General features: G+C 38.2%; 29 protein-coding genes and 1 other annotated feature. Of the genes, 3 read left to right on the top strand and 26 right to left on the bottom strand.

Going from position 1 to position 25,594, the window contains the following annotated elements; all coding sequences use genetic code 11:
• Window positions 1–656 precede the first annotated feature (656 nt).
• The 3 genes from VK91_RS19345 to VK91_RS19335 all read right to left on the bottom strand — a co-directional run bounded on the left by VK91_RS19345 (window position 657) and on the right by VK91_RS19335 (window position 4,354).
• Window positions 657–854, bottom strand: a complete 198-nt coding sequence (locus tag VK91_RS19345) for a hypothetical protein (RefSeq protein ID WP_048395185.1) — start codon at window positions 852–854, stop codon at window positions 657–659.
• A 577-nt stretch (window positions 855–1,431) separates the two neighbouring features.
• Window positions 1,432–3,699 carry a protein translocase subunit SecDF gene (gene secDF, locus VK91_RS19340; protein WP_048395183.1) on the bottom strand — a complete coding sequence of 756 codons (2,268 nt, stop codon included), beginning with the start codon at window positions 3,697–3,699 and terminating at the stop codon, window positions 1,432–1,434.
• Between the two features lie 346 nt (window positions 3,700–4,045).
• Complete coding sequence (locus VK91_RS19335; protein WP_004226703.1) at window positions 4,046–4,354, bottom strand: post-transcriptional regulator; 309 nt, start codon at window positions 4,352–4,354, stop codon at window positions 4,046–4,048.
• A gap of 93 nt (window positions 4,355–4,447) precedes the next feature.
• On the opposite strand from VK91_RS19335, the gene VK91_RS19330 reads away from it, so the two are divergent.
• Entirely contained in the window at window positions 4,448–5,965 is a 1,518-nt protein-coding gene (locus VK91_RS19330; RefSeq protein ID WP_048395180.1) for an oligosaccharide flippase family protein, read from the top strand.
• Here the strand turns inward: VK91_RS19330 and VK91_RS19325 are convergent.
• Window positions 5,962–6,597, bottom strand: a complete 636-nt coding sequence (locus tag VK91_RS19325; protein WP_004226699.1) for a DUF421 domain-containing protein — start codon at window positions 6,595–6,597, stop codon at window positions 5,962–5,964. The genes VK91_RS19330 and VK91_RS19325 overlap by 4 nt on opposite strands.
• Window positions 6,598–6,735: 138 nt before the next feature.
• Here VK91_RS19325 and VK91_RS19320 point away from each other — a divergent pair, with 138 nt between their 5' ends.
• Complete coding sequence (locus VK91_RS19320) at window positions 6,736–7,587, top strand: polysaccharide deacetylase family protein (RefSeq protein ID WP_048395178.1); 852 nt, start codon at window positions 6,736–6,738, stop codon at window positions 7,585–7,587.
• Between the two features lie 73 nt (window positions 7,588–7,660).
• Here VK91_RS19320 and yajC read toward each other — a convergent pair whose 3' ends face one another.
• From yajC to VK91_RS23300, 7 genes are all read right to left on the bottom strand, one after another.
• Window positions 7,661–7,927: a preprotein translocase subunit YajC gene (gene yajC, locus VK91_RS19315; protein WP_004226696.1), complete on the bottom strand. Its 267-nt coding sequence runs from the start codon at window positions 7,925–7,927 to the stop codon at window positions 7,661–7,663.
• A gap of 253 nt (window positions 7,928–8,180) precedes the next feature.
• Window positions 8,181–9,326, bottom strand: a complete 1,146-nt coding sequence (gene tgt, locus VK91_RS19310; RefSeq protein ID WP_016991901.1) for a tRNA guanosine(34) transglycosylase Tgt — start codon at window positions 9,324–9,326, stop codon at window positions 8,181–8,183.
• A gap of 57 nt (window positions 9,327–9,383) precedes the next feature.
• A complete protein-coding gene (gene queA, locus VK91_RS19305; protein ID WP_048395176.1) occupies window positions 9,384–10,424 on the bottom strand; it encodes a tRNA preQ1(34) S-adenosylmethionine ribosyltransferase-isomerase QueA in 1,041 nt (346 codons plus the stop codon).
• 17 nt (window positions 10,425–10,441) lie between these two features.
• The gene (ruvB, locus tag VK91_RS19300) at window positions 10,442–11,446 is read right to left on the bottom strand and encodes a Holliday junction branch migration DNA helicase RuvB (RefSeq protein WP_004226692.1); all 1,005 of its coding nucleotides are present in this window, start codon (window positions 11,444–11,446) and stop codon (window positions 10,442–10,444) included.
• 18 nt (window positions 11,447–11,464) lie between these two features.
• Window positions 11,465–12,085, bottom strand: coding sequence for a Holliday junction branch migration protein RuvA (gene ruvA / locus VK91_RS19295; RefSeq protein WP_048395174.1), 621 nt, complete (start codon window positions 12,083–12,085; stop codon window positions 11,465–11,467).
• 111 nt (window positions 12,086–12,196) lie between these two features.
• Window positions 12,197–13,030, bottom strand: a complete 834-nt coding sequence (locus VK91_RS19290; protein ID WP_082148182.1) for a phosphotransferase — start codon at window positions 13,028–13,030, stop codon at window positions 12,197–12,199.
• A 34-nt stretch (window positions 13,031–13,064) separates the two neighbouring features.
• Window positions 13,065–14,111: a LysM domain-containing protein gene (locus VK91_RS23300; protein ID WP_048395169.1), complete on the bottom strand. Its 1,047-nt coding sequence runs from the start codon at window positions 14,109–14,111 to the stop codon at window positions 13,065–13,067.
• A gap of 141 nt (window positions 14,112–14,252) precedes the next feature.
• Between VK91_RS23300 and VK91_RS19280 the strand changes: the two genes are divergently transcribed.
• Window positions 14,253–14,786 (top strand): transcription repressor NadR, encoded by a 534-nt coding sequence (locus tag VK91_RS19280; protein WP_048395168.1) that lies wholly within the window; start codon window positions 14,253–14,255, stop codon window positions 14,784–14,786.
• Window positions 14,787–14,913: 127 nt separating this feature from the next.
• Here VK91_RS19280 and VK91_RS19275 read toward each other — a convergent pair whose 3' ends face one another.
• The 15 genes from VK91_RS19275 to VK91_RS19205 all read right to left on the bottom strand — a co-directional run bounded on the left by VK91_RS19275 (window position 14,914) and on the right by VK91_RS19205 (window position 25,184).
• The gene (locus VK91_RS19275) at window positions 14,914–15,306 is read right to left on the bottom strand and encodes a thiol-disulfide oxidoreductase DCC family protein (RefSeq protein WP_048395166.1); all 393 of its coding nucleotides are present in this window, start codon (window positions 15,304–15,306) and stop codon (window positions 14,914–14,916) included.
• Window positions 15,307–15,330: 24 nt separating this feature from the next.
• Window positions 15,331–16,209, bottom strand: coding sequence for a prephenate dehydratase (pheA, locus tag VK91_RS19270; RefSeq protein ID WP_048395164.1), 879 nt, complete (start codon window positions 16,207–16,209; stop codon window positions 15,331–15,333).
• Window positions 16,210–16,374: 165 nt separating this feature from the next.
• A complete protein-coding gene (locus VK91_RS19265) occupies window positions 16,375–16,830 on the bottom strand; it encodes an ACT domain-containing protein (protein ID WP_004226679.1) in 456 nt (151 codons plus the stop codon).
• Window positions 16,831–16,854: 24 nt separating this feature from the next.
• On the bottom strand, window positions 16,855–18,144 hold the full coding sequence (gene obgE / locus VK91_RS19260; protein WP_048395162.1) for a GTPase ObgE: 1,290 nt from the start codon (window positions 18,142–18,144) through the stop codon (window positions 16,855–16,857).
• A 5-nt stretch (window positions 18,145–18,149) separates the two neighbouring features.
• Entirely contained in the window at window positions 18,150–18,677 is a 528-nt protein-coding gene (locus VK91_RS19255) for a Spo0B domain-containing protein (protein WP_048395160.1), read from the bottom strand.
• Window positions 18,678–18,853: 176 nt separating this feature from the next.
• Window positions 18,854–19,153 (bottom strand): 50S ribosomal protein L27, encoded by a 300-nt coding sequence (rpmA, locus tag VK91_RS19250; RefSeq protein ID WP_016991892.1) that lies wholly within the window; start codon window positions 19,151–19,153, stop codon window positions 18,854–18,856.
• Entirely contained in the window at window positions 19,150–19,506 is a 357-nt protein-coding gene (locus VK91_RS19245; protein ID WP_016991891.1) for a ribosomal-processing cysteine protease Prp, read from the bottom strand. Before VK91_RS19245 ends, rpmA begins: the two co-directional genes overlap by 4 nt.
• A gap of 16 nt (window positions 19,507–19,522) precedes the next feature.
• Complete coding sequence (gene rplU, locus VK91_RS19240) at window positions 19,523–19,831, bottom strand: 50S ribosomal protein L21 (protein ID WP_004226667.1); 309 nt, start codon at window positions 19,829–19,831, stop codon at window positions 19,523–19,525.
• Between the two features lie 14 nt (window positions 19,832–19,845).
• Window positions 19,846–19,923, bottom strand: a sequence feature (ribosomal protein L21 leader region).
• Window positions 19,924–19,968: 45 nt separating this feature from the next.
• Window positions 19,969–20,580, bottom strand: a complete 612-nt coding sequence (locus VK91_RS19235) for a stage IV sporulation protein FB (protein WP_048395158.1) — start codon at window positions 20,578–20,580, stop codon at window positions 19,969–19,971.
• Window positions 20,570–21,124, bottom strand: a complete 555-nt coding sequence (locus VK91_RS19230; protein ID WP_016991889.1) for a peptidoglycan DD-metalloendopeptidase family protein — start codon at window positions 21,122–21,124, stop codon at window positions 20,570–20,572. Before VK91_RS19230 ends, VK91_RS19235 begins: the two co-directional genes overlap by 11 nt.
• A gap of 93 nt (window positions 21,125–21,217) precedes the next feature.
• A complete protein-coding gene (minD, locus tag VK91_RS19225) occupies window positions 21,218–22,015 on the bottom strand; it encodes a septum site-determining protein MinD (RefSeq protein WP_004226660.1) in 798 nt (265 codons plus the stop codon).
• Between the two features lies 1 nt (window position 22,016).
• Window positions 22,017–22,685 (bottom strand): septum site-determining protein MinC, encoded by a 669-nt coding sequence (gene minC / locus VK91_RS19220; RefSeq protein WP_004226657.1) that lies wholly within the window; start codon window positions 22,683–22,685, stop codon window positions 22,017–22,019.
• Between the two features lie 27 nt (window positions 22,686–22,712).
• Complete coding sequence (gene mreD, locus VK91_RS19215; RefSeq protein WP_004226656.1) at window positions 22,713–23,237, bottom strand: rod shape-determining protein MreD; 525 nt, start codon at window positions 23,235–23,237, stop codon at window positions 22,713–22,715.
• Window positions 23,237–24,151, bottom strand: coding sequence for a rod shape-determining protein MreC (mreC, locus tag VK91_RS19210; protein WP_048395155.1), 915 nt, complete (start codon window positions 24,149–24,151; stop codon window positions 23,237–23,239). Before mreC ends, mreD begins: the two co-directional genes overlap by 1 nt.
• Before the next feature lie 13 nt (window positions 24,152–24,164).
• Window positions 24,165–25,184, bottom strand: coding sequence for a rod shape-determining protein (locus VK91_RS19205; protein WP_048395153.1), 1,020 nt, complete (start codon window positions 25,182–25,184; stop codon window positions 24,165–24,167).
• Window positions 25,185–25,594 lie beyond the last annotated feature (410 nt).

The following is a 25,594-nucleotide window of genomic DNA, read 5'->3' as shown; positions in this document are numbered from 1 at the left end:
CAAGCCACCTGTCTCTTGTTACTTTCAAAACTAGTTAAAAAAGGACATGAACACGCCATACCAAATACCTCCTATTTATGTATTGTATTTATTAACTAAATACAAAATCAATAATAACATATAAATCAATTATTTACATAGATTTACATAAAAGGTTTATTAATTGTATATAAATAGAATTTTTTGGTTAAACTAACAATATTTACAGTTCTATTTTAATGTAATTTATTTCTCTGAATATTAACCTGAAAGAAGATGAAAAGAGCATATACTAGTTATCAATCCCAATCCATTTCGGAACGGGATCATGGAATGAATGAATAAATAATTATTAATGAGCATTATCGTAGGCTAATAACAGCAAACTCGAATGTTCAATTCTATACTCTTTGTTGGAGAAAATAGATTATTAGAAGAGGTTAAAAGGGTAAAAAAAGTACGGGGCATGTCCATAATTTAAAATATCACTATTTTAAAAATTAAACTGGCACAAAAGTATTATTTTTGCTAAAGTAAAACCCGAACGAATTTGCAAGAACATACGATGTTTTGCCATTGTTCGGGCTTTCTAAATATAGCGCTTAATTTTTTGAAAATAATTCGGCTTTCTCAAAGACTGACTAATTAGTTGTTACCTAGCCTCTTTACTTTTTTAATTAGCCACAGCAACCAATTTGAGTTTCATTACACATTATTAATTTCTTCACATCATTAAAACCCCATTCTTTACACCATGTGTAATCTCTTTCCACTTTTTTCTGACGACCAGAATCTCCCTTACATCCAAATGTAGCACAAGCCACCTGTCTCTTGTTACTTTCAAAACTAGTTAAAAAAGGACATGAACACGCCATACCAAATACCTCCTATTTATGTATTGTATTTATTAACTAAATACAAATCAATAATAACATATTATTCACTTTTTTACATAGTTTTACATAAAAGGAGTATTAATTGTAGGTAAATAGAATTTTTTGGTTTAAACTAACAATTTTATGAACTCATCTCATCTAGCAAATGATGAGATCATTCTAAAAAACTTGACGTAATCAATAGATATTGCCATGGGCGCTATTGATATGTTCAAGTACTAGAAATGAATGGTACTATGGAACTCGAACTTCATTTACTTGATGTCACTTCAAACTGAAAGGCCATTGATGATTCTAAGATTCAGCTGACCGGAAATTTGCTGCCTACTTCCTTCAGATTTCACTTCTCCACTGACACCATTAACCTATATTTTAGTCCCCAAGCTCTAGAATTTCACCCATCCCATTAGTTTATGTCCATACTGGGAATAAAAAAAAGCATCAAGAATAAATTCTCGATGCTTTTTGTCAATACAGTTCCTATTTACTAAATTTTACATCTAACTAGGGATGATACATAAGAAACAAAAAAGTATTTCTGATTTTCTAAAATCGCTTAAACCACTGGTTCGTCAGTACCCCATTGTTTTTTCTCTTTTTTGTGTATTTGACCATCTGATTTTTTCATTTCACGAATCTTAAGTGAATACCAGATTTGTGCTGCTATACAAATTGAAGAATACATACCTGTGATTAAACCAACTAATAACGCGATTGAGAAGTTTTGAATTGATGGTGCACCTAAAATAAGAAGTGCCACTGTTACAATAATAACCGTTAACACTGTGTTAACAGATCGACCCATTGTTTGACGTAATGATTTGTTAACGATATTCGCTAACACTTCACGGTCTTTAATCGTATCATACCGATCTAAGTTTTCACGCATACGGTCAAACGTAACGATCGTATCATTAATAGAATAACCGACAATAGTCAGTACAGCTGCAATGAACGTAATGTCAACTTCTAAGCGCATAAAACTAAATACAGCAACAATTAAGAATATGTCATGTAATAATGAAACAATTGCACCAACACCCATGCGCCATTCGAAACGAACCGCTACATAGATAATAATACCTATAGCCGCAAAAGATAGAGCTTTGATTGCATTTTTCACAAGCTCTTTACCAACAGTGTCAGATACTGTACTTACTGTTGGCTTATGCCCATACTTTTCAGTAGCATCTTTTTGTAATTTTAAAATATTTGCTTGAGATAAATCATCTTTATAGCGAATTACTGCATTGTTACTTTTTTCACCAGAAAGAACGATATCTTCCGATGAGAGGTCGATGCTATCTAAATATTTTGATACTTCTTCTTTATTTAACGTTTGATCTGCTTCAATTTGAACACGGGTACCACTTGAGAAATCAACACCAAGGTTTAATCGGAATATACCAAGAACCACTAAACCTGCTACTAGAATAGCTAATGAGAATGTATAGAATTTTTTGCGGTTGTGTACAAAGTCAAAACGATCGAATTTCGTTGACAAATCTAATGTTCCGATATTTTCATCTAAGCTATGCTGTTTAGATTTTGGAATACCAAACCATGCTGGATTGTTGAAATAGCCACTATTTACAAGTAATCCTTGTAGTACACGAGAGCCCCAAACAGCTGTTAAGAAGCTTAGTAAAATACTAATAATTAATGTTGTGGCAAACCCTTTGACAGAACTTGTACCCCATTGGAATAATACTGCAGCTGCTAATAGTGTAGTTAGCTGTGCATCAACAATAGCTGATAAAGACTCCTTCGAGCCAATCTGGAATGCTTGTTTAACCGAATAACCGACACGTAATTCCTCCCGAATACGCTCTGCCGCAAGAATATTCGCGTCTACTGCCATCCCTATACCAAGCACAATAGCTGCGATACCTGGAAGTGTTAACACCGCATTAATCCAGTCAAATACAACGAGTACTAGGAAAGTAAAAATGGCTAGTGTAATAATGGAAATTACCCCAGGTAAACGATAGTAGAATAGCATAAATAAGAAAATTATTACTACACCCACAATGCCTGCGAATACAGTGTTTTTCAAAGCATCCTCACCGAACTGTGCACCTACTGAAGTAGAATAAATTTCATTAAGCTTCACAGGAAGTGCCCCAGCATTTAAAATACCTGCTAAATTTTTAGTTTCTTCAACAGAGAAATTACCGCTAATCATAACATCTGTTGTATTTAATGTTTGACTAACTGTTGCAGCAGATGCATAGCGAGGCTTTGCTTTTTGCGATTCCGCTTTATAGGAATCGACACCCTCTTCAAAGTCTAACCATACAACCAGTAAATTTTGACCTGCTGGCTTTGCAGCAATTTTACTTGTAATATCAGCAAATTTTTGCGCATCCTTTAGTGTTAGTGAAACAATTGGACGATTTTGTTGGTCAAAGGAATCTTTAGCGCCACCTGGCTTTAAGTCGTCACCATCTAATAGTAAATTGTCATCAACATCACGGAATGTTAAATTTGCAGAAGTAGACAATAACTTACGTGCCGATTCCTGATCCTCAACACCTGCTAATTGCACACGAATACGATTTTCACCTTCAATTTCAATGCTTGGCTCACTTACACCAATTTCATTAATACGTTTATCGAGTGCCTTCGCAGTTGCCGAAACAACTACTGGTGTAATTTTTTGTCCTTCTTTTAATTCATTTACCTCGTAAAGCACTTCAAACCCGCCCTGTAAGTCAAGACCAAGCTTGATGTCCTTTAACACGCCGTTTACAGTCGTACTAATACCTGCTGCCAATAGCACGATAATCAGTAGGAATGCAACTATACGACTTTTTAGTTTCATCAATAAATCCTCCTCGAATTGGTGTAAGGGCTGTCCTTACACGCCAAACAAGTAACTAGCAATACCTTTTGAAACGTTTAATCCTCCTTTTCATCTAGAATCGTGTTACCTGTGCTTCAAAAAGGTTGCTATACTTATTTCAATCGTTCATAACGCGCAAGTTTATCTTAGTATTATTAGGTACTAGCCTTCTAAATGTCAATAAAAGCAATGAAGACTTATGTAAGTAAGAACTTATTCAAAATAAAAAAAGCGCAACACACTTATTATGAAACAGGTTGCGCTTGGTGTCAATTCAACACGTATAGGATTCTTAGAATTATTGTAAAATTTGACACATCATTGATTACGTTCTGACTGGACCAAGCAGTAATTGTAACTCGTCTGTATTGACTTCTTCAAACCAATTATTACTTTGTAAAAACTCTACTTGATTAAATGAGACGATATCAGATGGTGATACCGAAAAAATGGTAGAAATGACTTCATGTAAACGTAGTTGCTCAACTTTCTTTTTACGCCATTTTTTTTCAATACAGTAGCGCCAGAGTTCTTCGGCTGTAATAGCATTATATTGATAATGCTGGAACTCTGCTATCTTACTATCAATTGCCGGACGAATCTTTTCAAATAGTTGCTCATATTGCATACTCATTTTGAATCATCTCCAATCAAAGTCGTAACGTAAGACATGCTTGCATACAAATAGTGTAAATGAATTTTTGCGGCTTGAGAAGGGACGGATGGCATGAGTTCTTTTGTACGAGGTACATTATTTTTAATGTTTGTGATTTTTTTATCTAAACTTTTTGGCTTCTTTTATAGAATGCAATTTATGCGGATTGCTGGTGAAGAGGCTGTCGGTATTTATATGACCGTCTATCCAGCTTTTATTTTCTTCATCTCACTCATTCAACTAGGACTACCTATCGCTGTGGCTAAAATAGTGGCTGAATTACTAGCAAAAAATAAACGTGAGAACATCTTTGGTGTCATGCGTACAGCCATTCTTTGGTCATTCATTGGCATGATCATTTTTATGCCACTCGTTGCACTAACAATACCATATATTTCAACAACTCTATTACATAATGAACAGACAACATTTACACTATGGATTGCACTCTTTGCTGTACCAGTATCAGTTGGATCTGGCTTATTACGTGCCTATTTACAAGGTGTTGCAAAGATTACACCGACAGCATGGGCACAAATGATCGAACAAATTGTACGTATTAGCTTCATTACTTTAATGCTACCCTATGTGGCTAATTACAATAATGCTGCTGTCACGGCTGCGGCGGCAATGGGCATTACACTGCTAGCCGAAGTTGTAGCATTCTTGTATTTATGGCTACACTATATCGTTTCCAAAAAGAAATTACTGACACGAAAAACTAAAATTGAAGGGTATCCTGCATCACCAATGTTACGTATTGCCCTTCCCTCTGCAGGCAGTAAGCTTTTTGGTTCTTTCACTTGGTTTTTAGAGCCGATTATCTTTTTAAAAGCTTTAACTGTGGCCGGTTTAACCGCTTCTGCTGCCACTATTTTATATGGTGTCATCTCCGGTGTTTTGGTGCCATTACTGTTATTTCCTGCGTTTGTATCAACAGCCTTATCGATTGTGCTCATTCCAGCTGTTAGTGATGCCGTCGCTCGTCAGCACACCCCGCTATTACAGGAACGAATTTCGGTGTCCCTAAGATTGTCTTCGCTAGTGGGGTGCTTTGCTGCTACGTATTTCTTTGTGCATGGAGATGAATTAGCGATGAAGCTTTTCCATTTAGAAGAAAATCGTGGGTACGTTAAAATTTTAGCACCTATTTTTTATTTTTATTATATTCAAAGTCCTCTACACTCCATCTTACAGGCAATTGGTGAGGCAAGAGCTGCCATGATGAACTCCATCTATGGTGGGCTAGGTAAACTTTTCGTGATGTTTGTACTTGCCTCTCAACCAGGTATCCAAGAAAAAGGAGCCGTTGTAGCTATTGGCTTTGGGGTATTACTAACGTCATTCTTGCATATAGCAACAGTTAGACAACGTAAAAACCTCCGTGCTGGCTTCAGAATGTTTGTCGTGCCTTATAGTTGTTTTATTGCTGTTTGCGTCGCCCAGTATTTCCTTATTCCAATACTATCACTACCATTTATTTTAAGTAGTGGTGTGACATTATTTTTGCTATTTACCTTTTTATTATTTACCAATCAGTTGCGTATTACAGATTTCCGTTACATTAAAAAATTGGCGAAGAAAGTCTAGGATTCCTTTAATTGAATATGCAGCTTATTGTCTTCCCAAATACAAAAAAATACTGTTTCACTGTCAGTAATATTATTTTTTGCTAGCTCACCCATTAGCCATTCCACATCTTTATGCATGGTAAATAAATGTCTTTCTTGGATATCACCGTCGATAATCAATGGATACACAAAGGCTTTTTCATCTTTTTTATAGACAGAAAGATTGCCTGAAGGCTCTAAATACGCAAAGGCTACATCTGTCACAGATGCAATTCCGTTTTCTCGTAATTGCTGACATAAATCATCTAAATTATAGCGGTGTTTTCTCATCTCACTCTCTAAAATAACACCGTCTTTTACTAATAAAGCAGGGTCACCATCCACTAGGTCACGTATTTTTTTGAACTTTAATGACAAAAAGGCACTTAATATTTGAATAAAGAGCAAAATAATGATAGGTAGTATGGCATTAAAGAGAGGATTTTTATAATCGTCTAGCGCAAAGGCCGCTACTTCTGCAATTAATACAAATACGACCAAATCGATGACTGATAATTCACCTACTTCTCGTTTACCCATTAAACGGAAAACGATGATGATAAACACATACAAAAAGCAAGTTCTAAAAATAATATGGTAATATTCTTCCATATAAACACCCCCATACTATCAAGGTGACCTTACTTATTGTTTTTTATACAGTTTTCAAGGAATAGTCCCTACTTGTTCGTACACACTAACATAGAGCTTAGATGCTTATCACAATAAACATGCAAACAAGGTGAGGACATGACAAAAAAAATAATCGTTTTCGTTTTTGTTTATATCCTTTTTCTTATTAGACCTTATCCTATTTACGGGTATCAAGAACAGGAAATACCTATTCTTATGTACCATCATTTAGAGGACAATATAAACAATACTACAGTTATTTCACCCAAAAGCTTCGAAAATCAAATGAAATTACTTAAAATGGAAGGCTATCAGGCCATTTCTGCTCAGCAATTATATGATTACTTAAACGACCAAGCGCCGTTACCTCAAAAGCCCGTGTTAATTACTTTTGACGATGGGTATTTTAGTAATTATGAAAAAGCTTACCCGATATTGAAAAAATATGATATGCATGCAGAAATCTTTGTGATTGCAAGCCGAATCTTAGAGATGAATGGAAACAATTACCATCCAAATGAAACAGCAAAGATGAGTTGGGATCAATTAAAGGAAATGAAGGATTATATTACAATCCAGAGTCATACTTGGGACTTACATTATAAATTACCTTCAAAAAATGGTAAACTAAATGGCGCAGTATTTGGTCCTAGTATTGTAAATGGGCAACTAGAGAGTCAGGTTGAATATGAAGAAAGAGTAAGAAATGATTTTATTCATTCAAGAAAAATAATCAAAGAAAAGTTAGGATATGAACCAATAGCAATAAGCTATCCTTATGGGATTTACTCACCCTCCACCATCAAATTAGCCAAGGAAGCTGGCTTTAAGATGGCCTTTGTCATACAAAATAAACATGTGAAAAAAGGCGATTCCCTATTTACGTTAAGCCGAATAACGATTAATGGCAATGATACTGGTGAGGCATTCATTCATAAATTAAAAACTACAACTGCAAAAAACATCTAAACACTGCCTTCTAATATTGTATAAAAAAGACTTACAATATAGCTATCGCCTATTGTAAGCCTTTTCTTCTTTGTTACTGATTGTCATTGACAATTCGTCCAATTGCTTGACGGTCAAATTTCACTCGTACATTGTCAGCAATTTTTAATGTCACTGCTGTGTCTTCAATTGCATCAATAACACCGTGTAAACCACCAATCGTAATGACTTTATCTCCACGTTGCAAACTACTTTGCATATTTTGTGTTTCCTGCTGTCTTTTTTTAGCTGGACGGATTAAGATAAACCACATTGCAACGAACATTAATAATATTGGTGCTAATCCTAATAATTGATCCATAATAGCATCTTGCCCCCTTTCCAAATCTCACTTTTTTAGTATAGACTATTCCACCATTAAAAAGCGATGGACAAGCCCAAAAATTTTCTCAATTACTAATATTTTTTCTATGATTGACAATATTTTGCTAGAAATATTCACTTTTTACAAAGTTTTGAATGATTTGCAAAACTATTGCTATTGATTATGGACATTAGGGGATGCCTAATGTCCTTTTTTTAATTTAGCGCATGAATGATCCTATTCGTCTAGTTTAAAAGTTTTTTGCATCTGGCCCATTAAAGCCGTATTTTTCAAAGAACTCTTCACGGAAATCACCAAGGCGATCTTGACGAATTGCCTCACGTACTTGCTCCATCAATTTTAATAGGAAGTGTAGATTATGATAGGATGTTAAACGAATACCGAACGTTTCTTCCGTGCGAATAAGGTGACGAACATAGGCACGAGAATAATTTTTACATGTATAGCAGTCACAGTTCGGATCAATCGGCCCAAAGTCACGTGCATATTTTGCATTTTTCACTACTAGACGTCCTTCTGATGTCATCAGTGTTCCATTACGTGCAATACGTGTTGGCAGTACACAGTCAAACATATCGATCCCACGAATTGCCCCATCAATTAAAGAATCTGGTGAGCCAACACCCATTAAATAACGAGGTTTATTTTCAGGCATCATTGGCGTAGTAAATTCTAAAACACGGTTCATCACATCTTTCGGTTCTCCAACGGATAATCCACCAATTGCATAGCCTGGGAAATCTAGTTCTACTAACGCTTCTGCTGAGCGGCGGCGTAAATCTTCGTACTCTCCACCTTGAATAATGCCAAATAAACCTTGCTCCTCTGGACGCTGATGTGCTTCCTTACAGCGTTTTGCCCAACGAGTTGTTCGATCAACTGATTTCAGCATATAGTCATGTGTCGCAGGATATGGTGGACATTCATCAAAGGCCATCATAATATCAGAGCCTAAATCATTTTGAATTTCCATTGCCTTTTCTGGGCTCAAAAATAATTTATCTCCATTGAGGTGATTACGGAAATGAACTCCTTCCTCCTCAATTTTTCGGAATTGACTAAGTGAAAATACTTGGAAACCACCTGAATCCGTTAAAATTGGACGATCCCAGTTCATAAATTTATGAAGTCCGCCTGCTTCTTTGACAATATCATTACCTGGACGAAGCCATAAATGGTACGTATTGGACAGAATAATACCGGCATTCATCTCTTTTAATTCTTCTGGTGACATGGTCTTCACCGTTGCTTGTGTACCAACAGGCATAAATGCTGGTGTTTCAAAGGAGCCGTGTGGTGTATGGACGATGCCAAGACGTGCTCCTGTTTGTTTACATGTATGAAGTAGTTCATATCGAATTGCTGGTTGTGTCATAAAATAAATAATCCTTTCTTATCTGAAGTAAAAACAGTACTCCGATTTTATCCACTATTATTTTTTGGGACGTATAAACATTGCATCACCAAAACTAAAGAAGCGATATCTTTCTTCTACAGCTTGCTGATAAGCACTTAAAATGGTCTCACGAGTAGCTAGCGTACTAACAAGCATGACTAGTGTTGATTTTGGTAAATGGAAGTTTGTGATTAACCCATCCACCACCGTAAAATTGTAGCCTGGATAGATGAAAATAGACGTCCAACCTTGTTCTGCTCGCACTTCTCCCTCATATTTAGAACCAATTGTCTCTAATGTACGAGTAGAGGTTGTCCCAACAGCTACTACCTTGCCACCGTTACGCTTTACGCGATTAATTGTATCTGCTGCTTGTTCTGTAACACTATAGAATTCCGCATGCATTTCATGGTTCTCAATCGAGTCTACACTAACGGGACGGAAAGTGCCAAGACCGACATGTAGCGTAATAAAGACAACCTCTACGCCTTTAGCCTTCACTTGAGCTAATAGCTCCTCTGTAAAATGCAGCCCAGCTGTAGGCGCTGCAGCAGAACCACGCTCTTTGGCATAAACGGTTTGATAACGATCCTTATCCTCTAGTTTTTCACGAATATAGGGAGGTAATGGCATTTCACCAAGTTGCTCTAATATTTCATAAAAAATACCATTATACTGAAATTCAAATGTACGTCCGCCATGTTCAAGCTCACCTGTACATGTAGCTGTTAATAAACCGTCACCAAATGTGATGACTGTTCCTACTTTTACACGCTTTGCTGGTTTTACAAGTGTTTCCCACTCATCTGTACCAGCCATTTGCTTCAGTAGCAATACTTCTATATGTGCACCTGTTTCTTCTTTTACACCCATTAAACGAGCAGGTAAAACTCTTGTATCATTTAGTACAAGACAGTCTCCAGCATGTAGCTCGTCTAATACATGGGCAAAATGGTGGTGCTCCACTTTATTTGAGCCCGGTGTCACGACCATTAATCGACTTGCTGTACGATCCACTAATGGTGTTTGGGCAATAAGCTCCTCTGGTAATTCAAAATCAAAATCTTCTACACGCATGAAAATAACTTCCTTCTTTATGTTTGTTGGGGATACTCATATCCAAAATGTTCGTAGGCTAAATGTGTGGCTACTCTTCCTCTCGGGGTACGTTGAATAAGACCAATTTGCATCAAATAAGGCTCGTATACATCTTCTATCGTAACCCGTTCCTCACCAATTGATGCAGCAAGAGTATCTAAGCCTACTGGGCCTCCTCGGAATCGCTCAATCATATTGGTTACAAGTTTATGGTCAATATGATCAAGCCCTCTAGGATCTACTTGTAACAGCTCTAATGCTTGCTGTGCAAGACCCTCCGTTATCATACCATCTCCAAGCACTTGTGCATAATCTCGCACTCGTTTCAATAAACGATTGGCAATTCGAGGTGTTCCACGTGAGCGTCTCGCCATTTCCATTGCTGCTACTTGCTCTATTTCTACCTCAAATAAATGTGCACTTCTCACAACAATTTCAGCAAGCGATCGGTCATCATAATATTCTAGGCGCAGCAACACACCAAAGCGATCTCTTAGAGGAGCTGATAAAGCACCCGCTCTTGTTGTTGCACCTACAAGGGTAAAGGGAGGTAAATCAAGTCGTACAGAACGTGCTTCAGGACCTTTTCCTACCACAATATCTAAGCAGAAGTCTTCCATTGCTGGATATAATACTTCTTCAATAGCACGGGGCAGTCGATGAATTTCATCAATAAATAAAACGTCCCCAGGCTCTAGTGAACTTAAAATAGCTGCCAAATCTCCTGGACGCTCAATCGCAGGGCCACTTGTCATGCGTACGTTAACATTCATCTCATTTGCGATAACAGCCGCTAAGGTCGTTTTACCAAGTCCTGGAGGTCCATATAACAACACATGATCTAAACTTTCTTGGCGAAGCTTTGCCGCTTCAATGAATATTTGTAAGTTTTCCTTTACTTTATGTTGCCCAATATACTGTGCTAATTTTTGAGGACGTAAAGATAACTCAAACTGCTCATCATAGCTCCCTGCTTCACTTGCCATCATACGTTCAGACATGCACCTTTCCTCCTTTCCTTATTTTAATTTTAGCAGTAGTTGCAATGCTTGTTTCATAAAGGCATCTGTCGTTTCAAGTTTATCGTTATCCTCTAGCTGTGGTTTAATTTTTTCTAGCTCTTTTTCAGAATAGCCAAGAGCCATTAAGGCAAGTAGGGCTTCTTCTAATTCATGTTTATAGGCATGCACACCAAACAAAGGTAATTCATCTTCTGCACTAGGTAATTCAAGTGTATCTAATAATGAACCAAGTTTGCCCTTCAAGTCGAGGATCATTTGACGTGCTGTTTTTTTACCAACTCCAGGGAACTTCACTAAAAACGCTTCGTCCTCCCGCTCAATTGCGCTAATAACCTGTTGTGGATTACCTGTAGCTAAAATCGCTAAAGCGCCCTTTGGTCCTATTCCTGACACTAAAATAAGCTTACGGAATAACTCACGCTGATCTAGGTTAGGGAAGCCATATAAAACTTGCGCATCCTCTCGCACATGCAAATGAACATATATCTGTTGCTCAAGGGCAGATGTTCGAAAAGCAAATGGATTGGGCGTATTAAGTTGCCACCCAATCCCCTGTTGTTCCAGCACAATAAATTCAGGTGTAATACGAGTAATTTGTCCTTTTAAATAATCATACATCTATAATCCCTCACAATCATCGTCTTCGATTATAGCATATAGCGAACGAATGCTCGACAAAAAGTAGCGTCTAAACGCCGTTCGCAGACAAAAATGACCGCCAATTGACGGTCATTTCTTGACAAATCTATCAATATCGTACCACAGTTTTGGCCAGTAGGTGAGGGCTCGTTTTGTAAATGGTACTAAATAATCTAAAAATACTAGCTGTTGCTCTAGTGGTAAATCTATAGCAAACAGCCATTCTCGTAATAACTCATTCGGGTATTTCAAGCGATGAAGCTTTCTTTTATCCAGTCGTTTCAGCTCAGGTAACTCTGCAAAAATCTTTCCAAGATCATAATCTACAGCAGGTAACACACGATGTAACCATAAAATATACTCGTCATCCGCTTCACCAAGGTGCGCTAAATCAAAATCAATTAAACGTAATTGTCCATCGGAGCACCATAAAAAATTATGATGAACTACATCCCCATGCAATAGCGTAATCTCTTTTTCAGGTGCATCTTCCAATGCAATCAATTGTAATGACTTATCACTATAATGCAATATTTGATCAATTTCTTCTTTCGTTAAAAATGTTCGAAACTCATTTCTTCTACTTTTAAAACGCATATGACGCATTTGCCATTTTAAAAGCTGTGAGTAGGTATGCAAGCCTGGCACGCGCTGCCAAGCAATCTTTTTATGTGTGTCATGTAAAGCGATTAGTAGTCTAAGAGATTCCTTACGATCTTTTTTATGTGCAAAGTTAGCACCGTGGCTTCCTTCTTGCCACATTTGCACAATTAACTGCTCATCATCGCTCTGAACTAATGGTAGGATCAAAGAAGGTTCCATACGTCCTAATTGGCGATGAATGGTTCTTACCTTCTCCGCAATTTCCACTTGCTTTGCACGTTTGACAAAATAATTTTTCGATCGATATTTATATTTCCAAATATTTGGCTTTACTTCTTCTACAATATACGCTTTTTCACCATCGATAAGGCGTCATCCCGCCTGGGAAATAATGCGGAGACATCCAAGGACCTGCTGCTGATGGGCATGGTGGTGGACAATGGGTCGGACATGGTGGTGGCGGGCAATGACAAGGGTCCATTTGCCAATTTGGCATCATCATTGGTTGTGTGCCACAGCCACAAGATTGACCCATGTTCATATCAGGCATCATCATTGGTTGTGTGCCACAACCACAGGATTGCCCCATATTCATATCGGGCATCATATCCATTTGTGGCTTTTGGTGATCTTGTGTATGGAAGAATGGTGATGTGGACTCTAAAAAGTCTTCCATTCCACCAACTTTATGATCTGGCATGTCATAGGACATTGGCTGCTGTGGCATCGTATAATGCTCGACCTGCGGCTGCATTGGCATCGGCCACCACATCTGATGATAGATTGGCTGATGGCAACTTGAACAATGTGGTACGGCAGGCATTTGTGGCATGATATGCATTGGTGGATGTGGTGCTGGTTGTGGCATTGGCATTGGCTTTGGTTTAGCTACAGGCGGTGGTGGCGGTGTAGGTGCTGGCGGTGGTGGTGGCTGTATTTGTACAGGTGGTGTTGTAACATTTTGCTCCATTTGTGGCATCACCAATTGCTGGTGCCAATTCATTTCCACAGGCTGCGGTACCCACATCGGCTGTTGTGGCATCTGCATTGGCATTGGCATCGGTATTGGTATCGGTATCATTTGTGGTTCTGGCATTGGCATAGGAGCTGGTGGTGGCGGTACAATTGGCGGTGGTGGTGGCATTGGTCGCTGTACCTCTTTTTTAGGACTTTCCTTTGGTGTCTCCTTATGCACTTGTGTTTCCTTTTTCGGCATTTCTTTATGTGAATCTCTATGCGGCTCTTTGTTTATTTTTTCAGGCAATATAATTTCCATGCCTGGAACAATATAATCTGGGTTGGCAAGATGGACATTGAGCCGCTTCAAATCTTCAAACGAAATGCCGTACTCTTTCGCAATCTTCCACAATGTATCTCCCTTTTGAACAATATGAATACGCAATTTTTTCCTCCCTTCCTCTCTACGTATCATATGTTCAATGTTTCATTTGGATACAAAAATTTCAGCAAGTTAGAAAAGCTTCATGGTACACTAATTCATAAGGAACGCTGATTCCTTTATTACGAGCAGGGGTGATCTCTTATGAAAAAAATGTTAGGCGAAGAACGCCGACTGCAACTATTAACGCAATTAAAAAAAAATAAAGCACCTATAACTGGGACAGACTTAGCAAAGTTCGCCAATGTTTCTAGACAAGTAATCGTCAATGATATGACTTTATTAAAGGCAAGAAATGAGCCCATTATTGCCACAAGCCAAGGTTATCTTTATATGCATCAAGAACAAATACAGCAAACCGTTGAACGAACATTCCCTTGCTTGCATACATCAGAGCAGACGGAAGATGAATTAATGACGATTGTAGACTGTGGCGGAACCGTCAAAAATGTCATTGTCGAACATCCAATATATGGTGAACTGACAGCCTCTATCATGGTATCCAACCGCCATGAGGTGAAACAATTTATCGAACGTGTGAATGCAACACAGGCCAACTATTTATCTGCTCTCACTGGTGGCATCCATCTACATGTCATCACAGCACCCTCTGTTGAAGTTTTAACATTAATTGAGCGAGCTTTACAAAAAAAGTGCTACTTAGTGTCAGATCAATGAATAGTAAAAGCACCGTCTGAAAAATTGATTTCAAACGGTGCTTTCTGTTTTTTAATGCTGGTATTGTCTCGTTAAGCGCGGGCTTCCGTCCGAAGCTATTGTTCCCTTAAAGGCAAGTATTTCCCTATCAGGAAAGAAATCTTTGACGTTGAGCAGGCGTAGGCAATAAGCATTCACTTTTTTTTCCAAACAAACGATAGCGTTGCTTTGCAAATAATCGATATAATGCATTGCGAATAAATGGTGGTACAAGAATGAAGGCGTAGAAACAAGGCCACAATCCATCAAATTTACGGCAAATGTTTAACGCAGCGGTAGATTCAACAGACACTTTCCCTTGTTCAATAAGAATTACACTATCTATATTCTTTGGTATATGATATTGAGTGAGAAGCGATTGACCAGCCTCGCTTTGCAGCGATGCAAATTGAAAATAGCCAGCTTGATCATGTTTGATGATAAATTGAACAGTGCTATCACAAAAATTACAGACACCATCGAATAAAATAATCCCACCCATCTTCTTTCCTCCTCCTTCACATTACTATGCTTCGTCTGATGTTACATAAGTAAAATAGGTACCCAGTGACTTTACTTTGCAGCCTAGCGCAGCTAATTCTTCCATTGCCCCACGCATCATCGGTTCCTTTTCATCTGCTAATACATCAATCATAAAGAAATAATCACCTAATCCAGTTTTTAATGGACGTGATTCGATTTTACTTAAATTTAGCTGACGCCATGCAAAAACAGAAAGCACCTGATGTAATGCACCTGAACGATCTGTTGGTAAGGTAATCATAAATGTTGTTTTCGCTTGCCCATCTGATAGCTCTTGTGGCAATCGTTTATTTTGCTTAGACAGTACGAAGAATCGTGTATGATTAAAATGAAAATCATGGATATTCTGCTCCACTATTTCAAGACCATATTTTTCTGCTGCGGCTGCATTACCGACTGCCGCTATACACTCTTGTGGATTCTCTGATACATATTTTGCTGCTGCTGCAGTTGAAGTTGTTTGATGTAATGGTACATGACTAAAACGATAAAATAAATATTTATGACATTGAGCTAGTGCATGCGGATGAGAATAAACACCTTCGATTGACTGCCAATCATCCTTCTGCGCTTTATTGACCATTAAATGCTGCTGAATTTTCAGCAATAACTCTCCAGTTACATAAAGTGTTGCCTCATGGAATAAGTAATCTAATGTTAATGATACAGAGCCCTCTAGAGCATTTTCTAGCGGCACGACAGCTAAATCTACCTTTCCCTCTGCAACAGCCTCTATACATTCTGGAATCGTGGCACACGGTACGAGCCACTCATTTGGAAAAGTAGCCTTTGTTGCTAAGTATGTAAATGATGCTTCTGGTCCTAGATAGGCGATTCGATTTTCCCATTGTTGCTTTGTCATTGCAAATACCTCCTTTATGGCACAATAAGGAGCAGTCCCTCGTGATGAAAAACGCTTGGGACAGCTCCTTATTTGAGCTTTGTTATCGTATCTTTACCCATTGGGGTTATTCAACACGATGTTTGTCATTTTGTCAAAAATTAAAGGATTGAACACTCTCTGTGCTTATAATGCTCCAGAACTAATCACTTCCGCTGATTCCACAAAATCTAAGCGTTTTAATTGCTGGATAAGATCATCAAGATCACAAGTCATGCTTGTTACATCTAAAGACAATGTAACATTCGCACGTCCCTGAATAGGGATTGTTTGATGAATCGTTAAGACATTACAATGTGTAATTGTCACAGTTTCTAAAAGCTTGGCAAGTGTTCCTTTTCTATCTTGAAGCTGTAAAAAGACTGTTAAAATGCGTTCCTGCACAATTGAATGAAAAGGAAAAACCGCATCACGATATTTGTAAAACGCACTTCGCGATAAATCCACCTGCTTTACCGCATCCCAAATGGAAGATACTGAACCACTTGATAGTAAGTGTTTCGCCTCCAAAGTTTTTTGCATTGCATCCGTTAAAACATCCTCACGAACTAAATAATATCGCTGATTCGCAACATTCTTCATACGCTTCCCCCTAAAACTCATGTCTTAATCGACAAATTCAAATTCAAACTCTTGTAGGCGTACTGTATCGCCATCTTGTGCTCCACGCTCACGCAGAGCCTCGTCCACACCCATTGCACGCAATTGACGAGCAAAACGACGTATACCATCCTCACGGCTAAAGTCTGTCATTTTAAATAAACGCTCAATTGCATAACCACTAATAATAAATGTACCATCATCATCACGTGTGATTTCGAAATCTTCACCTTTTGCCTCATGCTTGTACATTACGGTTGCGTCTGATTGCTCCTCTAGATCATCATATAGTGGGAATTCAGGCGTTACTTCTAATAGATCGGCAATGGCAAAAAGTAGCTCTTTTAAACCTTGACGTGAAACAGCAGAAATTGGGAAAATTTGAACGTCTTCTCCAACCTTCTGACGGAATGCTTGTAAATTCTCTTCTGCATCTGGCATATCCATTTTATTGGCTACGATAATTTGTGGACGCTCTGTTAAACGAAGATTATATTGTTTTAGCTCTTCATTAATTGTTAAATAATCTTCATATGGATCGCGGCCTTCCATCCCTGACATATCAATGACATGAACGATAACGCGTGTACGTTCGATATGTCGTAAAAATTGATGACCTAGTCCAACTCCTTGATGTGCTCCTTCAATAAGCCCTGGTAAATCAGCCATTGCAAAGCTTCGATGGTCATCCGTTTCAATCATGCCTAAGTTCGGTACAATTGTTGTGAAATGATAAGCACCAATTTTTGGCTTAGCCGCGGAAACAACAGATAAAAGTGTTGATTTACCAACACTTGGGAAACCAACTAACCCTACATCTGCTAAAACTTTTAACTCTAATATAACATTTAATTCTTGTCCTGGCTCACCTTTTTCAGAAAGTTCTGGCGCCGGGTTGGCAGGTGTAGCAAAGCGAGAATTACCTCGTCCACCTCTGCCTGCTTTCGCAATAACTGCTCTTTGCCCATGCTCGACTAAGTCAGCAATAACAGCATTTGTTTCTTCATTCATAACCACTGTGCCTGGTGGTACTTTAACAATTAAATCCTCCGCATTTTTACCATGCATGCCTTTACTCATCCCATGCTCGCCACGAGGTGCTTTAAAATGGCGTTTATAGCGGAAATCCATTAATGTTCGTAAGCCCTCTTCTACTTCAAATACAACGTTACCACCGTTTCCACCATCTCCACCAGCTGGACCACCATTTGGTACATATTTTTCACGGCGAAAGGCTACCATACCGTCTCCGCCATCGCCACCTTTAACATAAATCTTTACGTGATCGACAAACATTTAGTTCACTCCCTATTTGCACTCAAGACATATTGCCAGCGTGTAGTTGTCTGCTCAATTGTTTGAATGTCGAATTGTTTCAAACCTTTTTCGGTGAATGCATCAGCACTCCATAACCCATTTAGCGTGAATGTCACGGCAAATGTATGATCGTCAACACGTACATCAAGCGTTAGGATCTGCTCTGTAAATGGATCTAATGTATCATAAACATGCATAACTGTTTTGTTTAAATAATCTACAACTTCCTGATCAATATCATTGGTCACAGGCTTTTTTATCTCACCGCTTAGCTTCCAAGCTAATGATGGGTAACGCCATCCTGCTGTTTGAAGCCATTCAATTGTTTGTGGTAATTGTAGTCGATTGAGGATAGAAAATACTCGTAATTGTTCTGAATAATGTTGAATAAGTTTTTTCGATTCCTCGATTCTACCTAAATCTAAATTCATGCGAATCAGTTGCAGTTGATTCACATAATCATGATTTGCAAAACGTAATACTTCACTAATGGTTAGTGATTGATTGTTCATCCCATTCACTCCAATAAAGTTATCCTTACTAGTATAACAAGTTTTGCTGTATTTTTCCCTTAATTCTTTAATCAATTATACCTTGGTGTCATTGCGTCCAATGGCTTTTTTGAAATTTAGCCAAAAAAAGGACTGCAATAAATGCAGTCCTCCGCTTTATGTTATCTTATAAAAGATTAAGCTTCTTGTGTTGTTGGATAAACAGATACTTGTTTGCGATCGCGACCTAAACGTTCAAATTTAACAACGCCGTCAACTTTAGCAAATAGTGTATCGTCACCACCACGACCTACGTTTGTACCTGGGTAAATTTTTGTACCGCGTTGACGGTAAAGAATTGAACCACCTGTTACGAATTGGCCATCAGCACGTTTTGCACCAAGTCGTTTAGACTCAGAGTCACGTCCGTTTTTAGTAGAACCTACCCCTTTTTTCGATGCAAAAAGTTGAAGGTCTAATGCTAATAATAATTTCATCGAGTTCCACCTCCTACTTGGTTGTAGTTGATTTGGATGTATTGTCCGTAATTTTGCACCATAGAATACACTTGGGCAGTCATTACTTGAACAATTAACTGTAGTTTTGCATCTACTTCAGGCTCTATGTCTGATGGTAAATCTACCTTGAGATAGCCTCCACCTTCAGCAGCTTGTTCGATTTCTGGCTGAATTTGTAATAATGCATAAATAGCATTCACTGTACCAATGGCTATAGTTGATGCTCCTGCACATACTAAATCCTTACCAGATTCATCATAACCAGCATGTCCTGAAAATTCGAATGCTGACACATGTCTATTTTCATCGTGATGAATCGTAACTTGTATCATTCGCTATACCTCACAATTAAGCGTTGATTGCTTCAACAACTAATTTTGTGTAAGGTTGACGGTGACCTTGTTTACGACGGTAGTTCTTTTTAGCTTTCAATTTGAAAACAACGATTTTTTTCGCACGGCCTTCTTTAACAACTTTAGCTGTTACAGTAGCGCCTTCTACGAATGGAGCGCCAACTTTAACGTTTTCGCCACCTACGAATAAAACTTTATCAAAAGTTACAACCTCATCAGCTTCTACGCCTAATTTTTCAACATAGATTTCTTGACCAGCTTCTACTTTGACTTGTTTACCACCAGTTTCAATAATTGCGTACATTTTACTGCACCTCCTCTTAGACTCAGACTCGCCTGTTTCATAAGGTGATCTTACTAGACACTTAAACCTTTACAGAGCGGTTGTAGTAGCACGGGTGCTACAAACAATAACATTAAAATATTACCACACGAATTTTTTCAAGTCAATCTATTCATAACATATTTTTCAAAAGCAACTCGATATTTTCGATAACGCCATTCTTTCAACACTTGCAACCAAATGAATAAATTTATGATGGCTAAAAAAATAGATTGTGGCAAGAACTTGAAAGTGACAAGTAATAGTATAGTAGCTACGATGAATGATAACCAATAATATAGCTCTATCACGTGAGCTCTTGGATATTTTAAAAATAGGCAGGCTAACAATATCCTTCCACCATCTAACGGTATGATGGGTACAATATTTACAGCCAATAACACGAGTTGTACATTTATAAGCTTAGTAGCGAGTAAATCAGGCATAAAAAAAGCGAGGCCAATCCCAATAATCGTAGCGATTGGCCCTCCTAATGCAATCCATAGGAGTGACGAAGCTTGCACAACCGCTGGATTTTCAAATTGAATTTCTCCCCCGTATGGTGTAATTACGCAGGATTTCACCTTCACTCCACACATTACTGCCGCAACTAAGTGACCAGCCTCATGCCACAGTAAGGAAAACAGAATGATCGCGTAATAGGCTAACTGGCCACTAAAAATCATGACAAATACGAGAGGGATACACAGAAGATGTAATTTAATCCTCATTGGTCTCCGTCGTTTCAAGCCATTGTACAATTTGCTCTAAATCATAATGGGCATCTCCCTTTTCGATGGACACATAAAGTTGACCCGCTTCTTTCATGCCAATTAAATCATTTGCTTGAATAGATGTGTATGGTAGTTGAGCTAAACTATCTAACATACCATAGGAAACGGTTGTACCATCTTCATAGCTGATGGTCATGGTCTTACCTGTGTACTTTGTATGGCCAGTAAAAACGACTAATCCATTTTGACCAGCATAGATAGGTAAGCCAACATCATACTGCAATAGATAGCCTTCTTTAAATACTTGGGCATTCGCAAATGTTAAAAGATCTGCTTGCCCTACATCACTAGAAACCATGATGGTCTCTTTTTCTTTTTCGAACCAGCTTTGCCCGAGCTCACTTAAATACGTTAAATCAGCAGAGGTTGTAACAAGCTTCCGAACAGGTGTATCCACTACACCCTGGTCCTCTAAACGAATTACAAGCATGATCGCCGCCACAAGAAGTATCGTGACAAACCATTTCCATTTTTTAAACAAGCCCTCATCCTTTTTTCCTCACTATATGTGATTGCATGTCCAAACATGCACAAGAAAAAACCTTCTCGTACAATTGCACGAAAAGGTTTTAATTTATTTTGAGAAAAGGGCTTTAAGTTTTGAAAACATCCCTCTTTGCTCATCTTGTATAGCCATTAATGGCACTGATTCACCAAGAATACGACGGGCAATATTTCGATAGCCTAATGACGCTTTATTTGAGGGGTCCATTACAATTGGTTCACCTTTATTAGAAGATGAAATGACACCTTCACTGTCTATAATAATGCCTAATAAATCAATAGATAAATGAGTTGTAATTTCATTGACATCCAGTGTGTCACCGCTCTTCATCATATGTTGTCGAATACGATTAATGATGAGTTTAGGTGCTGTTATCTCTTCCTGCTCCAGTAAACCAATAATACGATCTGCATCACGAACAGCAGAAATTTCAGGTGTTGTGACAACAATCGCATGATCTGCACCAGCAACAGCGTTACGGTAGCCTTGCTCAATTCCCGCTGGGCAATCGATTAATACATAATCATAGTCTCTTTTCAATTCCTCTACTAAGCTCTTCATTTGCTCAGGGGTAACAGCATTTTTATCTGTTGTTTGAGCAGCAGGTAATAAAAATAGTTTCTCATCTACGCGTTTATCCTTAATCAATGCTTGATGAATTTTACAGCGTCCTTCCACCACATCGACTAGGTCATAAATAATACGATTTTCAAGGCCTAAAATCACATCTAAATTACGTAGGCCAATATCTGTATCCACTAAACATACTTTTTTACCTTGTAGAGCCAATGCAGTCCCAAGGTTAGCCGTTGTCGTTGTTTTACCGACACCGCCTTTACCTGAAGTTATGACGATCGCTTCTCCCACACTAGCTTCCTCCCTTAGACACATTTAACAATGGTCGAATATTTTTTAAGGCATGAATTTGATCGTACGTAATGCGTCCATCGTAGCCAATAAATGCACAAGTCATTTCTACTTGATTAATCGCTTTTACATGTTCATCTGACATTACCTGAACTTGATCGGCAATCATGATATGCGTGGCTTCAAATCGAGATGCTGCAATGATTGCTTCTTTATTGCCTTGCATACCAGCATGTGCAATCCCTTTAAGTCTACCTAGGACATATACATTACCTCCAGCCTCAACACGACCGTTTGGATTGACATTTCCTATGATGGTAATATCCCCGGATGAACGCAGAATTTGTCCTGATCTGACCACTCCTATATATGTATCTTGTTGGCTTTCAAACATCTTCTGGTTGCTTTCGTGGACAGTCAGTACTTCACTTTGCACCTTCGATACAATAAGCTGTTCTGTTTCTTCTATAATTTTTATAAGTTCATTTAATTGTTCTTCAGTACAGTATCGATAGCCTAAGTATAATTGTACATCAACTTTACCATCGATACCGCCCTCTAAAACCTTATTCTTTAATTCTTCCACTAGTTCACCATACGCACATTGGTCGTCTAGGCGTAGTACAAAACCGTCCTTCGTTCCCTTCATATTAACTAACTGTTTTTTCATGAATGCCTCACCTCACGTTGTTCTTTGTTAAGAAACCTCACGTGCTCTCTGTAAGACACGCGCATTAATTAGATACTTGAAGGCCCACCCAAGAATCATTAAAAATAAAGCATTCGCAATGATTGTTGGTAGTAGTCGTGAACGTAAGAAATCCGCTAAAGGAATTGCTGTAAAATCGATTAGGAAAAAGAATTGATAGAGAATAAATTCTAAAATCGCTACTAGTACAACTGAAATTGTAGTTGTTACAACTAAGTGCTGATGTATAACTTTCACGATAGACCCTGCCAAAAAACATATAAGTGGATAAAGTACTGAATATAATCCAATAATATCAATGTAAAACACATCATACAAGACACCAAAAAAAAGTCCATACATTACCGCACGTTGACGGCTGTAATAGATGGATATAAAAATAAGGTATAAGATTAAAAAACGCGGTACCAGAAAATAGACTTCCCCTTTAATTTCAATCGGGGAAAGCATAGCAAATTCTGGTTCTAACAGGAATAGTAAAACCGCTACAGAGGGGATGAGAAATCGAACCATCACTCCGCCTCCTCTTCACTTGCCTCTTGCGGATTCGATAAATCCTCATTCGTTGCATTGCCATCTGATCCATCAATACTTGTGGATGTTCGCTTGGCAATCACAACATGCTCTAAAATTGAAAAATCAGCAGATGGTTTGACATACGCCATTTTCGTTAAACCAAAGTCATCTGTACTAACTTCCGTAATTTCTCCTATCGGCACTCCCTTAGGGAAAATACCACCAAGACCTGAAGAAACTACTTGCTCGCCTTCTTTCACCTTCATGCTAGAATCGATTCGCTTCATAATGAGTTCATTACGTTCTTCATCAAAGCCCTCGATTAAACCGTATGCTTCTTTTTCTCCTAGCACCATCGCGGAAACACGATAGTTTGGATTATTTGTATTTAAAAGCTCTACCTCAGATGTGAAAGGTGTAACTAGGGTAATTTTACCCACTAACCCTTTCGCGGTCATAACTGCCATATTTTTTTTGACTCCATGAGAAGACCCTTTATCTAAAATAATTTTCTCTTCCCACTGGTCAGGATTTCTAGCAATCACTGTTGCTTGAATTGGATTAAATGCCTTTAAGCTCTCAGTTTTATCCAAAAGCTCTCGAAGCTTGTTATTCTCTGATTTTAAATCCGTAGCCTCAGCTTGTACAACTGCAAAATCTTCTAAGCGTGCTTTTAAACGTTTATTTTCTTCGTACGTGTTTAAGAGGGAGTCAATACTATTAAAAACACCATTAATATAATTCGCCGGCTTCGCAACAAGCGATTGTGCGAAACCGACAGTATCTTTAATAATTTGCTCTGGTAAAGTTGCATTCGTCCGATCACGTAATGAGAAGCTAATCAATGCCACAAGAAAAACCATGCCTATGAGCAGCAAAATTACTTTCTTATTGAAAAAAAAGTGTGGCATTGCCTAAACCTCCTTACCCTTTAACTTGTTGTTGACGAATTAAGTCGATATGATCTAATGCCTTACCTGTACCAATCGCTACACAGTCTAAAGGATCTTCTGCAATGAATACTGGCATATTTGTCTCTTGGCTGATTACTTTGTCTAAGTTTGTTAGCAGTGCCCCACCACCAGTTAATACAATACCGCGCTCCATTACATCAGCAGATAATTCTGGAGGTGTTTGTTCTAATGTTTTACGAACACCGTCAATAATAGAGGAAACCGCTTCACGTAATGATTCAGAAATTTCCTGTGAAGAAATTTCAATTGTTTTCGGTAAACCTGTTAACAGGTCACGTCCTCTAATATCCATTCGTGCTTCTGGTCCTTCTGCCAATGCCGTACCAATTTCCATTTTTACGGCTTCCGCTGTACGTTCACCAATTGTTAAATTATACGTTTTACGGATATACGAAATGATGGATTGATCCATTGCATCACCACCAACACGTACAGATTCACTCGTTACAATACCACCTAAAGAAATAACGGCAACTTCTGTTGTACCTCCACCGATATCAACAACCATTGACCCTGTAGGATCCCATACAGGAAGATTTGAACCGATTGCTGCTGCAAATGGCTCTTCGATTGTGAACGCCTCTTTTGCACCTGCTTGTCGTGCAGCATCAATAACAGCACGCTGCTCCACTGAAGTAATACCATAAGGTACACAAATCATAACATTTGGTTTTTTCCAGTTGCCTCCAGAGTTTTTACATGCTTCTTTTAAATAATACTCAATCATTGCTGTTGTAATATCGAAGTCAGCAATAACGCCATCTTTCATTGGACGAATCGCTACGATTGAGCCAGGTGTTCGACCAATCATATTTTTCGCATCATTACCAACGGCAACAATATCCCCTGTTTTTGTATTTTTTGCTACAACTGAAGGTTCACGTAATACTATTCCCTTTCCTTTAATAAACACTAATGTATTCGCTGTGCCGAGGTCAATCCCGACATCTTTGCTTCCTAGTCCAAACAAATTGTGTACTCCCTTTCTATATAAGCCATACTTTCGTTGACATCCAATATATTTGACGACAATGTATAGGAAATTGAATTGTGTAAATACACAATTGACTCCTTTCAACGTCCATAACACCTGTCAAATTTTTTTATCTCCAGTCAGTTGGTAGTTTACACCTATGAAAAAACTACACACTCATTCACCTCACCACCAATTTTGATGGGAGTCCTCCCTGAATAAAGATAAAATTCATACCGTTCATTATAACGGAAAAACGCAAGAATTTGTAGTATCACATACTTCATCTCACAGAAAAGATACTATTTTAATTCCCTCTTAAACTAAAAATAGTACGTATAGATTAGCATATAATTTTTATTCCCATAAGACAATGTGTATCAGGCTACCAATTTTTGTGAAGATAA

The sequence above is a fragment of the Lysinibacillus sp. LK3 genome (assembly GCF_001043675.1).
Classification (GTDB): domain Bacteria; phylum Bacillota; class Bacilli; order Bacillales_A; family Planococcaceae; genus Lysinibacillus; species Lysinibacillus capsici.
The sequence above is the reverse complement of the archived record's forward strand: the minus strand, read 5'-3'. Positions and strand labels throughout refer to the sequence as shown.

Excerpts from the sequence above, each read along its gene's own strand:
- VK91_RS19275 (WP_048395166.1), bottom strand. The coding sequence starts at position 15,306 with ATGGGTGGGATTATTTTATTCGATGGTGTCTGTAATTTTTGTGATAGC.
- mreC (WP_048395155.1), bottom strand. The coding sequence starts at position 24,151 with ATGCCACACTTTTTTTTCAATAAGAAAGTAATTTTGCTGCTCATAGGC.
- rplU (WP_004226667.1), bottom strand. The coding sequence starts at position 19,831 with ATGTACGCAATTATTGAAACTGGTGGTAAACAAGTCAAAGTAGAAGCT.
- ruvB (WP_004226692.1), bottom strand. The coding sequence starts at position 11,446 with ATGTCTGAACGTATGATGGCAAGTGAAGCAGGGAGCTATGATGAGCAG.
- VK91_RS19265 (WP_004226679.1), bottom strand. The coding sequence starts at position 16,830 with ATGAAGAATGTTGCGAATCAGCGATATTATTTAGTTCGTGAGGATGTT.
- ruvA (WP_048395174.1), bottom strand. The coding sequence starts at position 12,085 with ATGTATGATTATTTAAAAGGACAAATTACTCGTATTACACCTGAATTT.
- mreD (WP_004226656.1), bottom strand. The coding sequence starts at position 23,237 with ATGGTTCGATTTCTCATCCCCTCTGTAGCGGTTTTACTATTCCTGTTA.
- VK91_RS19235 (WP_048395158.1), bottom strand. The coding sequence starts at position 20,580 with ATGAGGATTAAATTACATCTTCTGTGTATCCCTCTCGTATTTGTCATG.
- rpmA (WP_016991892.1), bottom strand. The coding sequence starts at position 19,153 with ATGAAATTATTATTAGCATTAGACCTTCAACTTTTTGCATCGAAAAAA.
- VK91_RS19280 (WP_048395168.1), top strand. The coding sequence starts at position 14,253 with ATGAAAAAAATGTTAGGCGAAGAACGCCGACTGCAACTATTAACGCAA.
- pheA (WP_048395164.1), bottom strand. The coding sequence starts at position 16,209 with ATGACAAAGCAACAATGGGAAAATCGAATCGCCTATCTAGGACCAGAA.
- VK91_RS19330 (WP_048395180.1), top strand. The coding sequence starts at position 4,448 with ATGAGTTCTTTTGTACGAGGTACATTATTTTTAATGTTTGTGATTTTT.
- tgt (WP_016991901.1), bottom strand. The coding sequence starts at position 9,326 with ATGACACAACCAGCAATTCGATATGAACTACTTCATACATGTAAACAA.
- yajC (WP_004226696.1), bottom strand. The coding sequence starts at position 7,927 with ATGGATCAATTATTAGGATTAGCACCAATATTATTAATGTTCGTTGCA.
- obgE (WP_048395162.1), bottom strand. The coding sequence starts at position 18,144 with ATGTTTGTCGATCACGTAAAGATTTATGTTAAAGGTGGCGATGGCGGA.
- VK91_RS19245 (WP_016991891.1), bottom strand. The coding sequence starts at position 19,506 with ATGATACAAGTTACGATTCATCACGATGAAAATAGACATGTGTCAGCA.
- queA (WP_048395176.1), bottom strand. The coding sequence starts at position 10,424 with ATGCGTGTAGAAGATTTTGATTTTGAATTACCAGAGGAGCTTATTGCC.
- VK91_RS19335 (WP_004226703.1), bottom strand. The coding sequence starts at position 4,354 with ATGAGTATGCAATATGAGCAACTATTTGAAAAGATTCGTCCGGCAATT.
- VK91_RS19325 (WP_004226699.1), bottom strand. The coding sequence starts at position 6,597 with ATGGAAGAATATTACCATATTATTTTTAGAACTTGCTTTTTGTATGTG.
- VK91_RS19345 (WP_048395185.1), bottom strand. The coding sequence starts at position 854 with ATGGCGTGTTCATGTCCTTTTTTAACTAGTTTTGAAAGTAACAAGAGA.
- minC (WP_004226657.1), bottom strand. The coding sequence starts at position 22,685 with ATGAAAAAACAGTTAGTTAATATGAAGGGAACGAAGGACGGTTTTGTA.
- VK91_RS19255 (WP_048395160.1), bottom strand. The coding sequence starts at position 18,677 with ATGAACAATCAATCACTAACCATTAGTGAAGTATTACGTTTTGCAAAT.
- VK91_RS19320 (WP_048395178.1), top strand. The coding sequence starts at position 6,736 with ATGACAAAAAAAATAATCGTTTTCGTTTTTGTTTATATCCTTTTTCTT.
- secDF (WP_048395183.1), bottom strand. The coding sequence starts at position 3,699 with ATGAAACTAAAAAGTCGTATAGTTGCATTCCTACTGATTATCGTGCTA.